Source organism: Stenotrophomonas sp. SMYL41, from assembly GCF_036319965.1.
GTDB lineage: Bacteria > Pseudomonadota > Gammaproteobacteria > Xanthomonadales > Xanthomonadaceae > Stenotrophomonas > Stenotrophomonas maltophilia_R.
This window is the reverse complement of record NZ_JAWIRX010000015.1, coordinates 49,675-64,828: the sequence shown is the minus strand read 5'-3', so window position 1 is coordinate 64,828 and position 15,154 is coordinate 49,675. Positions and strand designations below refer to the sequence as shown.

At 66.3% G+C, this 15,154-nt stretch carries 11 protein-coding genes; 1 reads left to right on the top strand and 10 read right to left on the bottom strand.

The window, feature by feature from the left end; genetic code table 11:
* Positions 1-34: 34 nt before the first annotated feature.
* The 4 genes from V3B30_RS16670 to V3B30_RS16655 form a co-directional block, all read right to left on the bottom strand.
* Positions 35-3,205 carry a multidrug efflux RND transporter permease subunit gene (locus V3B30_RS16670; protein WP_100471985.1) on the bottom strand — a complete coding sequence of 1,057 codons (3,171 nt, stop codon included), beginning with the start codon at positions 3,203-3,205 and terminating at the stop codon, positions 35-37.
* 127 nt (positions 3,206-3,332) lie between these two features.
* Positions 3,333-4,559 (bottom strand): efflux RND transporter periplasmic adaptor subunit, encoded by a 1,227-nt coding sequence (locus V3B30_RS16665; protein ID WP_262083907.1) that lies wholly within the window; start codon positions 4,557-4,559, stop codon positions 3,333-3,335.
* Positions 4,560-4,650: 91 nt separating this feature from the next.
* Complete coding sequence (locus V3B30_RS16660) at positions 4,651-5,421, bottom strand: SDR family NAD(P)-dependent oxidoreductase (protein ID WP_262083908.1); 771 nt, start codon at positions 5,419-5,421, stop codon at positions 4,651-4,653.
* A complete protein-coding gene (locus V3B30_RS16655) occupies positions 5,418-5,645 on the bottom strand; it encodes a hypothetical protein (protein ID WP_262083909.1) in 228 nt (75 codons plus the stop codon). The genes V3B30_RS16660 and V3B30_RS16655 overlap by 4 nt, the downstream gene beginning before the upstream one ends.
* 147 nt (positions 5,646-5,792) lie before the next feature.
* On the opposite strand from V3B30_RS16655, the gene V3B30_RS16650 reads away from it, so the two are divergent.
* Positions 5,793-6,824 carry a LysR family transcriptional regulator gene (locus V3B30_RS16650; RefSeq protein ID WP_005409107.1) on the top strand — a complete coding sequence of 344 codons (1,032 nt, stop codon included), beginning with the start codon at positions 5,793-5,795 and terminating at the stop codon, positions 6,822-6,824.
* 201 nt (positions 6,825-7,025) lie between these two features.
* On the opposite strand, the gene V3B30_RS16645 is transcribed toward V3B30_RS16650, so the two are convergent.
* The 6 genes from V3B30_RS16645 to V3B30_RS16620 all read right to left on the bottom strand — a co-directional run bounded on the left by V3B30_RS16645 (position 7,026) and on the right by V3B30_RS16620 (position 15,032).
* Positions 7,026-7,721, bottom strand: a complete 696-nt coding sequence (locus V3B30_RS16645) for an OmpA family lipoprotein (protein WP_010484399.1) — start codon at positions 7,719-7,721, stop codon at positions 7,026-7,028.
* 140 nt (positions 7,722-7,861) lie between these two features.
* Entirely contained in the window at positions 7,862-9,277 is a 1,416-nt protein-coding gene (locus V3B30_RS16640) for a deoxyribodipyrimidine photo-lyase (RefSeq protein WP_262083910.1), read from the bottom strand.
* A gap of 89 nt (positions 9,278-9,366) precedes the next feature.
* Positions 9,367-9,981, bottom strand: coding sequence for an inorganic diphosphatase (locus tag V3B30_RS16635; protein ID WP_262083911.1), 615 nt, complete (start codon positions 9,979-9,981; stop codon positions 9,367-9,369).
* 10 nt (positions 9,982-9,991) lie between these two features.
* The gene (locus tag V3B30_RS16630) at positions 9,992-11,341 is read right to left on the bottom strand and encodes a metallophosphoesterase family protein (protein WP_262083951.1); all 1,350 of its coding nucleotides are present in this window, start codon (positions 11,339-11,341) and stop codon (positions 9,992-9,994) included.
* A 14-nt stretch (positions 11,342-11,355) separates the two neighbouring features.
* A complete protein-coding gene (locus tag V3B30_RS16625) occupies positions 11,356-12,471 on the bottom strand; it encodes a phytase (protein ID WP_262083912.1) in 1,116 nt (371 codons plus the stop codon).
* Positions 12,471-15,032: a TonB-dependent receptor gene (locus tag V3B30_RS16620; protein WP_100471978.1), complete on the bottom strand. Its 2,562-nt coding sequence runs from the start codon at positions 15,030-15,032 to the stop codon at positions 12,471-12,473. Before V3B30_RS16620 ends, V3B30_RS16625 begins: the two co-directional genes overlap by 1 nt.
* Positions 15,033-15,154 lie beyond the last annotated feature (122 nt).

Below are 15,154 nucleotides of genomic sequence, written 5' to 3'. Positions count from 1 at the left end.
CCGGTTGGGGGACCGGTGCCGGTGGAGTTCCATGTCAGTGATGGATGGTCGGCTCGCCGTGCTGCACCAGCTGGCCACCACCGTTGCGGGTGACGAACTTGCGCAGGGCCACGTAGAACACCGGGGTGAGGAACAGGCCGAACAGGGTCACGCCCAGCATGCCAGCAAACACCGTGATACCCGTTACCGAGCGCACCTCGGCACCCGCGCCGTGCGACAGCACCAGCGGTACGGTGCCGGCGATGAACGCGATGGAGGTCATCACGATCGGGCGCAGACGCAGGCGGCAGGCTTCCAGCGCGGACTCAACGATTCCCTTGCCGCCCATCTCCAGCTCTCTGGCGAATTCGACGATCAGGATCGCGTTCTTGCACGCCAGGCCCATCAGCACCACCAGGCCGACCTGCACGAACACGTTGTTGTCGCCACCGGTCAGCCACACGCCGAACAGTGCGGACAGCAGGGTCATCGGCACGATCAGGATCACCGCCAGCGGCAGCGACCAGCTCTCGTACAGCGCGGCCAGCACCAGGAAGGCCAGCATGATCGCCACCGGGAACACGATGAAGGCGGCCTTGCCCTGGGTTGCCTGCTGGTAGCTCAGGTCGGTCCATTCCGTGGTCATGCCTACCGGCAGCACCTTGCCGGCGATCTCGGTCAGCTTGTTCATCGCCTCGGCCGAAGACAGCAGGCGCGGGTCGGCTTCACCGGCCAGGTCAGCCGCCGGATAGCCATTGAAGCGCAGCACCGGGTCCGGGCCGAAGGTCTGCTTGATGGTGACCATCGAACCGATCGGCACCATCTCGCCGCGGTCGTTGCGGGTGCGCAGCTTGCCGATATCCTCGACCGTTTCGCGGTACGGACCGTCCGCCTGCGCGATCACCTGCCAGGTACGACCGAACTGGTTGAAGTCGTTGACGTAGGCAGAGCCGAGGTAGGTCTGCAGTGTGTCGAACAGTTCGGTCAGCTGCACGCCCTGTGCCTTGGCCTTGACGCGGTCGACCTCGGCATCCAGCTGCGGCACATTGGCCTGGTAGCTGGAAATCGGGAAGGCCATGCCTGGCGTCTGCGCAACGGTGCCCTGCATCGCCTGCACGGCATTCTGCAGCGCGCCGTAACCCAGGTTGCCACGGTCCTCGATGAACATCTGGTAGCCGTTGCCGTTGCCCAGGCCGAGGATCGGCGGCGGCATCATCGCGAAGGCGAAGCCCTCCTGCAGGCCAGCGATCTTCTGGTTGATCTCGGCATTGATCTGCGCGGCGGTACGGCCATGGCGCTCGGCGAACGGCTTGAGCGGAATGAACGCCACACCGGTGTTCGGCGTATTGGTGAACTGCAGCGCGTTCAAACCCGGGAACGAGATGGTGTGGGCCACGCCGTCGGTTTCCTGGGCGATCTTGGCGACCTTGCGCAGCATTTCATCGGTACGCGCGATCGACGAACCCTCCGGAAGCTTCACGCCAGCGATCAGGTACAGCTTGTCCTGGGTCGGGATGAAACCCGGCGGCACCAGCTTGAAGATCACCCCGGTACCGACCAGCAGGATCGCGTAGACCACGAACACCGCGCCGCGACGGCCGAGGATGCGGGCCACGCCACGCTCGTACTTCTCCGAGCTGGACTTGAAGAAGCGGTTGAACGGACGGAACACCCAGCCGAACAGGCGGTCGATCAGGCGGCTCGGGCCGTCCTTCGGAGCGCCGTGGGCCTTCAGCAGGCGCGCGGCCAGGGCCGGCGACAGGGTCAGCGAGTTGATCGCCGAGATCACCGTGGAGATGGCGATGGTGACCGCGAACTGCTTGTAGAACTGGCCGGTAACACCGGACAGGAAGGCCATGGGTACGAACACCGCACACAGCACCAGCGCGATCGCCACGATCGGGCCAGAGACCTCGCGCATGGCCTGGTGTGCCGCCGCAGTGGGCGACAGGCCTTCCTCGATGTTGCGCTCGACGTTCTCCACCACCACGATCGCGTCGTCGACCACGATGCCGATCGCCAGCACCAGGCCGAACAGGCTCAGCGTGTTGATCGAGAAGCCCAGCAGGTACAGCGCGGCGAAAGTACCCACCACCGACACCGGCACCGCGATCAACGGAATGATCGACGCACGCCAGGTCTGCAGGAACAGGATCACCACCAGCACCACCAGCGCGATGGCTTCCAGCAGCGTGGAGACCACGGCCTTGATCGAGTCGCGCACGAAGATGGTGGTGTCATACACCGCTTCGTACTTCACGTCGGCGGGCATGGTCTTCTGCATCTCGTCCATCGTCGAGATGACCTGGTCACGGATCTCCAGTGCATTGGCACCGGGCGACTGGAAGATACCGATACCGACCGCGTTCTTGCCGTCCAGCTGCGAGCGCAGGGTGTAGTCGCCGGCCCCCAGCTCCAGGCGGGCCACGTCGGCCAGGCGCACGATCTCGCCATCGGTGCCGCTCTTGAGCACGATGTCGCCGAACTCCTTTTCGGTCTTCAGGCGGCCCTGGGCGTTGATCAGGGTCAGGAACTGGCTGTTCGGCAACGGTTCGGCACCGAGCTGGCCGGCCGAAACCTGCACGTTCTGCTCACGCATCGCGCGCACCACGTCGCTGGCGGTCAGGCCGCGCGAAGCCACCTTGTCCGGGTCCAGCCAGGCGCGCATGGCGTAGTCACCGCCACCGAAGATCTGTGCATCACCCACGCCCGGGATACGGGCCAGCGCGTCCTTGACGTGCAGGCGGGCGTAGTTGCGCAGGTACAGGGTGTCGTACTTGCCTTGCGGCGAGGTCAGGTGCACCACCATCAGGAAGGTCGGCGACTGCTTCTGCGTGGTCACGCCCTGCCGGCGCACGTCTTCGGGCAGGCGCGCCTGCGCCTGCGCCACGCGGTTCTGCACCTTCACCGCCGCCGCATCCGGGTCGGTGCCCGGGCGGAAGGTGACGGTCATCTGCAGCACACCGTCCGAGCCGGCAACCGACTTCAGGTACATCATGCCTTCGACGCCGTTGATCGCCTCTTCAAGCGGGGTGGCGACGGTCTCGGCAATGACCTTGGGGTTGGCGCCCGGATACACCGTGCGCACGACCACCGACGGCGGCACCACTTCCGGGTACTCGCTGATCGGCAGGATCGGGATCGTGATCAGGCCTGCGGCGAAGATCACGATCGACAGCACCGCCGCGAAGATCGGCCTGTCGATGAAGAAACGGGAAAAGTCCATGGAGGAATTCCTGGGAAAGGCGTTCGGCGGGCAACAGCCACCCTGCCCCTCGCCGGGATGACGAAGGCAGGGAAGGCTGCCGCTGGCGCCGGCAGCTAAGCGGGGACGCGGATCAGGAGACGGCGGATCAGTGGTTCAGCGCAGCGGTGGCATCGCGGCCCGGTGCGGGCGGCGCAGCCTGTGGCTGCATCGCCACGGCCTTGGCCTGCACCGGCATGCCCGGCATGAAGACCTTCTGCACGCCGTCGATGATCACCTTGTCACCGGCGGCCAGGCCGTGCTCGACGATGCGCAGGCCTTCAGCGGTACGGCCAAGATGGATGTCGCGGCGCTGGGCCTTGCCATCCTTGTCGACCACGTACACGTACTTGCGGTCCTGGTCGGTCAGCACGGCCTTGTCGTCGATCAGCAGGGCCTGGAACTGTCCGCTGCCGAGCAGCTGCACGCGGGCGAACAGGCCCGGGGTGAACTGGCGGTCGGCGTTGTCCAGCAGCGCGCGGACGCGGATGGTGCCGGTGCTGCGCGCCACCTGGTTGTCGAGGAAGTCGACCTTGCCCGCATGCGGGTAGCCCTCTTCGCCCGACAGGCCGACCTTCACCGGCAATTCGCTGTCTCGCTCGCTCGGGCGCTCGCCCTTGCGCGCCATCTGTGCGTAGCGCAGGAAGGTGCTTTCGTCGGCATCGAAGTAGACGAACACGGTATCCAGCGAGACCAGCGTGGTCAGCACGCTGGCGCTGTCGCCGGCGGTGACCAGGTTGCCGGCGGTGACCATCGCACGACCGGCGCGGCCGTCGATCGGTGCACGCACCTTGGTGAACTCCAGGTTGAGGCGGGCCGCGTCCAGTGCAGCCTGCGCCGCCTGCACGGCGGCACCGGACTGGTCGGCGGCGGCGCGACGCTGCTCGGCGGTCTCGGTTGAGATCGCCTGCTGCTCGGACAGCCGCTTGGCCCGCTCGGACTCGCTGCGGGCAAGGGTGGCCTGGGTGCGGGCGCGGGCCAACTCGGCGGCGGCACGATCGTATTCGGCCTGGTAGCTGCGCGCATCGATGGTGAAGAGCACTTCGCCCTTCTTCACTTCCTGGCCTTCGACGTAGTTGACCTTGTCGATGTAGCCGGACACGCGCGGGCGCAGTTCAACGCTCTGTACCGCTTCGACGCGGCCGCTGAACTCGTCCCACTGGCTGACCTGCTTGACCAGCACCGGCGCGGCGCTGACCTGCGGCGGCGGCGGAGCACCGGCTTCTTCGGCATGGCCGCCGCTGCAGGCCGCAAGCACGGCCGCGGCGAGGATCGACACACCGACCATCGCGATGCGATGGCCGAAACGATGTGGGGTGGTATTGGGGGAAGTCATGGCATGCATCCGTACGGAGGGGTGGTACAGCTATATGAGAACGTGTTGCAAAAATCGGCGGCGCATACTGCGACCTCAACCATGGTCGAGGTCAAGCGACGCCCGCGGTGCCGCGCCAAAGCGGAGGAATTTCCAGGTGCAGCAGGCCGCGTGGCAGTTCGGCATCACTGCTGTCGCAACGGACGATGGCGCGGTTGTCACGGCACCCATCAAGCAGCGAGACAACGCGACGGCCGACCAGCAGCGAGCTGGGCCACTCGATGCAGGCGTTGGCTGCGTTGGCCGGGGTGCACACTGGGCTGCAGACCTCCAGCATCTGCGCGCGCACGCCGATCGCCTGCGCTTCCTGGTGCACCACCTGCGCGTACATGCGCAGCGCGGCAGTGGTGATCGAGGTCTCGCCGTAGCCCGCCCATGGCTTGGCGTTGGCCGGGCTGCCGATCATCACGTAGCGGCGCGCATGCACGTTGTCCTGCAACAGCGGCAGCAGATGACGCACTGCGTGCACATGCGGCATCAGATCGGCCTGCATCGCGCCCAGCAGTTCATCACCGTTGCGGTCGGTTACGCGGCCGCGGCGGTAAGGGCCGCCCATTGCCGCGATCACCGCTGCCAGCGGTCGCGGGCGATGCGCGATGCGTTCGGCCAGGGCGCGCGCCGAGCCGTCATCGCTGAGCGAACCCAGCAGCGTCTCCAGACCCGGCTCGTCGGCGAACTGCTCGTGCAGCGCCGCCAGCCGGCCCGGATCGCGGCCGACCACCAGCACCGGGCTGCCGGCTTCCAGCAATGCGCCAACCACGCCCTGGCCGACGGCACCGGTGCCGCCGAGGACCAGGACTTCGGGCGTCAGCATCCCATTCACGGGACATTTCCTCCCAAATCCGGGATAGTCCCGATTCGACGCAGCCGGTCACCCTTGTGCGCCACCAGGCGGATGGCACCGCCACGCTGCTGACGCATGGGCGCGGTAAACTCACGGAAGTCCTTGTGTACCAAGGAACTCGGGCGGACTTCAACGGTCATTGCCAGGTCCAGGGTGTTCTGGCCGGCGTTCCGGAGACGGGCAAGAATGTTGCGCAGGCTCATGGCGGACGGGCTCCAAATAACGAATGGCGCCACGATAGACCTCAAACCTTTACTTGATTAGTCCTGATTAAGGGGAATAATCATCCCGCTCCCGGTCCAATCGTTCTGTCACGATTGTCCCATCCCCGACGTCCAGGATCCCAGACCATGTCCCACGATCTCAACGAGACGCTGATCTTCGTCAAAGTGGTCGAGCAAGGCAGTTTCATTGCCGCTGCCAAATCGCTCGGCCTGCCCAAGACCACGGTCAGCCGCAAGGTGCAGGAGCTGGAAACGCGCCTGGGTGCGCGTCTGCTGCACCGGACCACCCGCCGCCTCGGCCTGACCGAAGCGGGTTCGATCTATCACGAACATTGCCAACGCATCGCACGCGAGCTTGAAGAAGCCGAGAGCGCAGTGAGCCAGTTGCAGTCCGGCCCGCGTGGCTGGCTGCGGTTCACCGTGCCTTATTCGATCGGCATCACCTGGATCGCCCCGCTGCTGGGCCAGTTCCATGCGCAGTATCCGGAGATCCGCCTGGACATGCATATGGGCAACGAGAAGCTGGACCTGATAGCCGGCGAAGCGGACCTCGCGCTGCGTGTCGGTGCCCTGCCCGATTCCAACCTGGTCGCGCGCAAGCTCGGCAGCCTGCGCACGCAGGTGTTCGCCAGCCCGGCCTACATCGAGCGCTATGGCGAGCCGCTGCATCCGGAAGAACTGCAGTTCCATCGCATCCTGGCGATGCGCAAGCCGTATCACACCGGCAATTCGCCTCGCTTCACCTGGCAGCTGGGCGAGAACGGTGGTGAGCTGCGTGACTTCCCGGTCACCCCGCTGATGACCGCCAATGACATGTCTGCCTTGAATGGTGCATTGGTGTGTGGCGAAGGCCTGCTGCTGACCGGTGACGTGATGGCCAAGCCGTTTGTCGAGTCGGGCATGGTGCGCCGCGTTCTGGCTGGCTGGACCGGGCCGGAGGTGGACTTCAATGCCGTGTTCGCCGGCGGCCGCCTGGTTTCGCCGAAGGTACGTGCGTTCGTCGATTTCCTGGTCGAGAAGCTCAACTTCGACGCCAATTACATGCTGGCGCAGTGCCCGGGCGCAAAGCTGGCGCAGCAGCAGAAGGAAAAGGAAGACGCCGCGCTGGAGAGCAGCGGCAAGCGGATCCTGGAAAAGGTAGCCGCTTCGGCGGCGTAACCGGATTTTGTAGCGTCGAGCCATACTCGACTTCGCTTTTGGGACCGCGCCGACCTTTGTCGGCACCGTTCGGAGAAGCAGCGACCGGGGAGCGCCATCGGCGTGCCGAGCAACGCTCGGCACCTACAAAAATGCCGCCTGCAAGGGCGGCATTTTCGTTCCGGCCGATGGCCGGACCGGCTCAAGCAGTAACGCCACGCGTTACTGCTTGAGCGGAATCACGCGGATCTCGACGCGGCGGTTCTTGGCGCGGCCCGCATCGGTGCTGTTGTCGGCAATCGGGTAGGACTTGCCGGCGCCCAGCGTTTCGATGCGCACGCTCTGCACGCCCTGGCCGATCAGGTACTGCGCGACCGAGTCGGCGCGTTCCTTCGACAGGCGGTTGTTGACCGCGTCGCTACCGATGCTGTCGGTGTGGCCGACCACTTCGATCATGGTCTGGTTGTAGTCACGCAGCGTGCCGGCCACGCCATTGAGCGAGCCGTAGAACTGCGGCTTCAGGGTGGACTTGCCGAAGTCGAAGGTGATGCCGTCCGGCAGGTTCAGCATGATGTTGTCGCCCTGGCGCTGCACATCGATACCCGTGTTGGCGGTGCGCTCGCGCAGTGCGCGTTCCTGGCGATCCTGGTACTGGCCGACGGCGGCGCCGCTGAGTGCGCCGATACCGGCACCGATCAGCGCGTGCTGGCGGCGCTCGGTGGCGCTGTCGCCGGTCAGCAGGCCGGCGGCCACGCCGATGGCGGTACCGATCAGCGCATTGCGGCCGGTGCGGTTCTGCTGCTCGGTCGGGTTGCCGTACTGGTCACTCTGCACGTAGGAGCCGCCAGTGGCGCAGGCCGACAGGACGGCCGCACTCATCAGGGCCAGTGCGACGTTGCGGGTGGTGTTGCGGATCATGTGGTTCTCCTTGGTTTCCGGTCGGGCCGGCGGCTTGCGGGCGCAGAGAGGATAAACAGCCCAATGCGATGTCGGGATGATGATCCAGCGCGGCGACAGGGCCTCGTTCAGCTAACTGACTGGATCGCTCAACCCCCGCTTTACCCTGCTCCGGACTGACGGTAAGCAGCCAATGCTGCATCGCGGCCGGCGGCCAGATCCACCATCGGCGTACGCGGATAGCCCGGGGCATGCGCTGCCAGCAGCAGCGGATGCTGCCACGGCGCGAAGCGTGCCTTCACCGGCAGCGCCGCCAGCTCCGGTACCCAGCGACTGATGTAGCGGGCCTGCGGGTCGAACTTCTCGGCCTGCGTGACCGGGTTGAACACGCGGAAGTACGGCGCGGCATCGGCACCGGTCCCGGCCACCCATTGCCAGCCCATCGTGTTGTTGGCCAGGTCGGCATCGACCAGGGTGTCCCAGAACCAGCGCGCGCCATGCAGCCAGTGCGCGCGCAGGTGCTTGCACAGGTAGCTGGCCACGATCATCCGCACCCGGTTGTGCATGTAGCCGGTGTGCCACAGCTCGCGCAGGCCGGCATCAACGATCGGTACGCCGGTGTTGCCGCGCTGCCAGTCCAGCAGCTGCGCGGCCCCCGGCGTGGCCCACGGGAAGCGGTCAAAGCGCGGGTTGAGGTTCTCGGTCGGCGTCTTCGGGAAGTGATGCAGCAGGTGATGGGCGAAATCACGCCAGCCGAGCTGGCGCAGATAGCCGTCGATGTCGGCGTCGGTGCCCGCACTACGCAAGCCCTCCAGCACATGGGCGATGCGCCATGGTGCGATCTCGCCGAAATGCAGGTGCGGCGACATCCGCGAGGTGCCCACGCGATCCGGCAGGTCGCGCTGCTCGCGGTAACCGCGCAACGCGCCATCCTCGAACACGGACAGTGCCTCCAGCGCACCGGCCTCGCCCGGCTGCCAGTGCTCCCAGAACCCGGCATCCCAGCCCAGCGCCGGTACCAGCTGGAGATCATCCAATGCGAGGCTGCCGACCGTGTGCGCCGCCAGTGCCTTCGGCGCGGCCTGCAATGCGGGCAGGCGCCAGTGGCTGAGCACGTTGCGCCAGTACGGCGTGAACACCTTGTACGGCTGGCCCTGCTGGGTGGCGATATCCCACGGCTCGAACAGCAGGCTGCCATTGCAGCTCTGCGCGTCGATGCCGACCTCGCGCAGCGTGCGCTTGATGGTGGCGTCGCGTGGCTGGGTGGCCGGCTCGTACTTGCGGTTCCAGTACACCGCCTCGGCGCCGGTCTGCTCGATCAGCAACTGCAGCGTCGGCAGGCTGTCACCACTGCGCAGCACCAGCGAAGAACCACGCACGCGCAGGTCGGCATCCAATGCGCCCAGTGAGCGATGCCGCCACGCATCCGAGGCCGCGCCGGGTACCCACTCGCCCTCCTCGTGCGGCGCGTGGACGTAGACCGGCACCACATCGTGGCCCGCGTCCAGCGCGTCCTGCAGGGCCGGATTGTCCTGCAGCCGCAGATCACGGCGGAACCACACCAACGCTACCGACACATGCACCGCCTTCGTTGTGGAAGGCGGACATGATAGCCAGCGGCGGTGAAGGAGATGCGCGCGCCAGGCCATCCACGCGTGGCGTGTATCTACTGTTTGAACCGCTGCATCGCTTCACTGATCAGCGCACGCGCCTCGGCGGCGTTGCCCCAACCGTTGAGCTGCACCGGATTGCGACCGGCCGGCAGGTCCTTGTAGACCCGGAAGAACGCCTCGATGCGCTGGCGCTCGACCTCCGGCAGATCCGCCAGGTCGCGGATGTTGGCGTAAGTCGGGTCCACCTTGTCGGTCGGGACGCCGATGATCTTCTCGTCGTGCTCGCCTCCATCGATCATCTTCAGGTAACCGATCGGCCGGAAGCGCACGATCACGCCTGGGTGCAGGGGTTCGCGGGTCAGCACCAACGCATCCAGCGGATCGTTGTCACCGGCCAGGGTGCGCGGCATCGAGCCGTAGTTGGCCGGATAGGCCACCGGCATCGACTGGAAGCGATCCACGTGCACCAGGCCGTCCTCCTTGATCTCGTACTTGGTGAAGCTGCCTGCCGGAATCTCCACCGCCAGATTCACCTCCTGCGGGGCCTGCTTCGGCTGGGCGACCAGGAACGGATGCAGCACGGTATCGGCGGCCGTTACCGCACTGGCCAGCAACAGCAGGGCCGCGCCGATGGCAGCGAGAGGAAGGATGCGTCGGGGCGTGGTCATTGGCATCTCGTCATTCCCAGCAGCGGTCGGCGCGACCCTTGGCGGTCTGCGCACGCGGGCAGTCGCGCGGTGCGATGCGGCCCTCGGTCAGTTCCGTGCGCTGCTTTGCGCCCTTGGCGTCGCGGCGCAGTTCGAAGGCGTCGTACAGACGACCGGTCACCGTGCGTGCTTCATAGCGCAGGTGCTGCGGGTCGATGTTCAACACCTGGAACAGCTGGGTGTCCTCGGCTACCGGATCCATCGTCCTGCGCGCTTCGTCGGAAAGGCGGTACTGCTTCGGACCTGCCACGGTCACCACGTACTGCGGCGTCGCGGCCCGTCCTTCGCCACGACGGCCGTAGGTGTGATCGTGGCCCTGCAGCACCAGATCGACGTTGTGGCGGCGTACCACCGGCAGCAGCACGTCACGCAGCGCAGCGTTCTCGCGGCCTTCGCGCGGCGAGTAGAACGGCTGGTGCAGCAGCACGATGGTCCACGGCTGCGGGTTGCCGGTCAGTACCCTGTCCAGCCACTGTGCCTGCGCCTTGGCCGTGCCGAGATCGAGCGCCGAGGTGCCATCGACCACGGCCACGCGCACGCCCTGCGCATCGAACCAGTAGCTGGTCTGCTGCGCGGCGTTGGCGCCATTGCCAGGCAGCGCGAACGTCACCGGCCAATGCTTGCCCAGCACGCGGCGTTCCTGCGGGGTGTCCTCAAACTCCTCGAAATACTCGTGGTTGCCGATGGCCGGGGCCACCAGCGTTTCCTGCGCCAGCCAGCCGGTGGCGGCAAACCACTCGCCCCATTCGCTGTCGTCCATGTTGTCGCCGCCGCTGACCAGGTCACCGGCGAACAGGCTCATGCGCGCCTGCGGCGCAGCCTTCTGCGCGGCACGCACCACGCGGCTGACATGGCTGACGTTCTTGTTCTGGGTATCGCCGAAGTACAGCAGGGTCAGCGGCTGGTCGGCGCCGGCCAGCGTGCGCAGCTGATTCCAGGCGCTCCAGCTGCCATTGCCCTGCACGCGGTAGACGTACTGGGTGTCCGGCTGCAGGCCGCCGATGTCGGCACGATGATGGTGCGACAGCCCGTTCTCGGTCTGCAGCACGCGCGTCGTCGCACGCACCTGGCGGATGCCCTCGATGGCGGGCGAATCTGCGGCCAGCGCGATCTCCAGCAGCGGCGCCTGCACGCTGCCATCGGTACGCCAGGCCACGGCGAAACCGCGGCTGGGATCGGCCGACGGCGAGGCGACGATGCGGTCCGGCACTGTCGTCGCTGCGTAGTGGCGGCTACCCGCCGGCACCTGGGTATTCGGTTCGGCCGCCGCGAACGACAGCGACGGCAACGCCAGCAGCAGGCCCAGCGCCAGTGCGCGCATCACGTACTGCCGGCTCATGCGCCACACTCCAGCGGCAATGCCAACTGCTTGGCGATGCTCTCCCAGTCGAACGCCACCACGCCCTGGTCGTCATGCACCGCATACAGCGCACCGTGCGGGAAGCGCGCGCTGGGCTGCTGCATCATCCAGATGCCATCGGTGTTGGCCACGGTGTTGCCCTGAAACGCGCCGATCGGCTTCAGCGTATGCCGGTCGAACAGGTGGAACACGCTGCGCCGCTTGCCCTGCTCGGTGGTGATCCACCAGCCGTCCTTGCCGCAGGTGCGCAGGGTCACGCCTTCGGCCTGTGCCTTGAACACGTCGCGGCCGAAGGTGGTGCCGGTGAAGCGTCCGGCCAGGGTGTAGACCTTGAACTCGCTGGCGTAGCTCTCGTCCTCTTCGGCGATCAGCAGCCGGTCGTTCCCGGGGTCGCCCCAGATCGACTCGACCACGCGCAGCGCTCCTGACTCGGTGGTATCGCCGATGCTGGCCACCAGCTTCGCCTCGACCTTCGCGCCGTCGCGGGTCACGTGGTACTGGCGCACGCGCTTGTCCAGCTCGGCCAGCGGCGGCAGGATGTCACGCCCCTGCGCATCCTCGCCGTTGTCCCAGGAGTCGGTGACGTAGACGCTGTAGCCATCGGCACGGCGGTCGACCCACAGCCCGTACGGCTTGCGCAGGTCGTCCGCAGCGAACGTCGCCAGCGGCGTGAAGTCCGGCAGGCCCAGCACCTGCACGCGGTGATTGTCGCGCTCCACGATCCACAGCAGGTCGTCGGTCACCGCGATGCCGTTTGGGCGATCGAACTGCCCTGGCGCGGTCCCGCTGGTACCCACATCGCGCAGGTGCTGGCCGGTGCTGCCGTCGTAGACCACCAGCTTGTCGGAGGCCTTGGCGGTGGCGATCAGCCACAGCGCGCCGTCCGGCGCGCGCCAGGCCGCTGGCGAGTCGATGTTGTCGGCCGGGGTCATCGGTGACAGGAAGGCTTCGGCGATGGTGGTCACCGTGCGCTCGCCCCCGGCTTTCGCTGCCGTGGTGGCCGCGGCGGGGTCATTGCCGGTCGCCGGCGTGCAGCCGACGGCCAGGGTCGCCGCGAGCGCGACCGCCAGGACGGTGACGCCACGCCCCATCACAGTGCCACCTTCAGGCCGAGCGCGTAGGTACGACCGTATTCTTCCATCTGCAGGGTGCGCGAACGCGTGCCCTGGTACAGCTCCAACGGCTTGTCCAGCAGGTTCTGCGCTTCGAAGTACATGCTCACGCGCGGGGTGAACTTGTAGTCCAGCGAAAAATCGAGCTGGGTGTTGGGTGCCACATAGATGTCGAACGCGCGCCCCTTGCCGATGCTGTCCAGGTACTCGCTGCGATACACCGCCGCCAGGCGCGTGCTGACACCGTACTTTTCATAGCCGATGTGTGCGCTGTAGACATGCTTGGAGGCGCGCGGCAGGGTGAAGTCCTCGCCTGCACGGTCCTTGATGCCTGCATCGAATTTCGTATCCAGCCAGGTACCACTGGCACCGACCAGCAGACCATCCAGGCCGTCCGGCAGGAAGGCCAGCTGCTGTTGCCAATTGAACTCCGCGCCACGCACGGTGGCCTTGCGGCCGTTGATCGGCTGGGTCACGTCGAAACCGTCGTAGGCCGGATCATTTGTACGCACGGTTTCCACGATGTAGCCATCGATCGACTTGTGGAACAGGCCCAGCGAGACGATGCCGGTGCTGCCGATGTACTTCTCCACCGACAGGTCGATGTTCTTCGACTCGTACGGGTCCAGCTCCGGATTGCCCAGGCGCACTTCCTCGTCACCCCGGCTGTAACCTACGCGCGGCGAAACGTCGCCGAACGAAGGGCGCGATACGGTCTTGTTGGCCGAGGCACGCAGCACCCAGTCATCGGCCGCGTCATAGCGCAGGTGCAGGCCCGGCAGCACGTTGGTGTAGCTGCTGTTGGCCACGCGCGGGGTGACGGTGAAACTACGGCCGTTCGCAGCCACGTCCACCTGGTTGCCGACCGCCTTGAAGCGGGTGTTCTCCACGCGCACGCCACCGATGATGCGCAGCGCGCCCACGTCCCAGGTCCCCATGGCATAGCTGGCAAAGATGTCTTCGCTGGCCACGTAGTCTTCTTCCAGCGACGTCATCGCGTTTGCACCGGCGTCCTGCGGGCGGGCGCTGTACTGGCTGCCGCTGGCCGCCCAGAACGCGCGCATCGCGGCCGAGTCCATGCCATCGCCCATGTTGCCGTGGCGGTGCTCCGGCGAGGAAGTGGTCCAGCTCGACAGCGCCACCTTCGGGCCGACGCGCAGTTCGCGCTCGTCCACATTCACGTCGCGGTCGCGCCAGCGGCCCAGCAGGCCGAACTTGATGCTGCTGCTGTCACCGTCGAAGCGTACGTTGACCTGCGCGCTGTGCTCCTTGTCGTTCACCTGCTTGGGCGAGAGCACGAAGCGGTCGAATGCGTAGTTGCTGTTGTCCAGCCACTGCGGGTTGTCGAAGCTGTAGCTGGGCAGGCGGCTGCTCTGGTCCAGGGTGCCGTTGAAGGCCTTGCCGTTGAGCTTGAAGCGCGCCTCCATCTCGTCGTTCACGCGCTCTTCGGTACGGGTGTAGCCGATCCGGTAATCGACCACTGCACTGGTCAGCTTGTTCTCGCCGCCGAGGCTTGCCGCGAAGGTGTTTTCCTTCTTGGTGCGGTAGCGCATGCGTTTGTCGATGGAATCCTTCGGCATGCCGTCCAAGCGGTACTGGTCGGTGCCGGTCTTGACCATCTTCGCGTCGTCGAAGTTGAAGATCACGCGCTGGCGGGTCTCCGCATCGTCGAACTGGCTGTACAGCGCGCGCAGGTAGTATTTGCTGTCTTCGTTGGGACGCCAGTCGAGGTTGAGGTTGGCACCGATGCGCTTGCGCTCGATCTCGTACTTGCGGTGCTGCAGGTTGATCGCGGTCACGTCACCGGGGGCGGCATCGTCTTCGCCGTCGTACTCCACTTCGGTGTTGTCCGACTCGAACCTGCGCTTCTGGTAGTTCACGCCCAGCGCCATGCCGAAGGTGTCGTTGAACACCTCGCTGTAGTTGAAGGCGGCCTTGGGGCTGGTCTCGCCGGACAGCTGCTGGTGGCTGCCCTCGATCTTGCCACGCAGGCTGCGACCGTCGCGGTCGAAGGCCGACGCAGATTCCACCAGCACGGCGCCGCCAATGGCATCACCTGGCATGTCCGGGGTCGGCGACTTGACCACGCGCAGGCGCTCGGTGGAATCGGAGGGGATCACGTCCAGCGGCGCGGCACGGCTGGAATCTTCCGGCGTACCGACGGCAATTCCATCCACGCTGACACTGTTGAGATTGGCATCCAGGCCGCGGATGACCACGAATCGGCCCTCGCCCTGGTCGCGGGTCACGCTGACGCCCGGCAGGCGCTGCAGTGATTCGGCGACATTCTTGTCCGGGTACTGGCCCAGGGCATCGGAGGACACCGCATCCTCGATGGCATCGCTGCTGCGCTTGAGGTCGACTGCACGGATCTGCGATTCGAGCTGGGCACGCACTTCGATGCGGTCCAGGTCGACCGCGTCGGCCGCCACGGCGCCGGTGGCGGCTACCGCCTGCTGCCCGGCGGCCCGCAGCGGTGCTGCGGCCCCCATCGCCAGGGTCAGCGTGATGGCAACGGCCAACGGAGTCTTGATATGCACTGGGAATCCCCATTCCTGTTAAGAATGGGTCTGCACGGTATGTCCGCAAGGTTGCATGGCCGTGACATGCGCCTGCACATTCCATGTACGGTGGGTCAGGGAACGGTTTGGGGTTCGGCCCG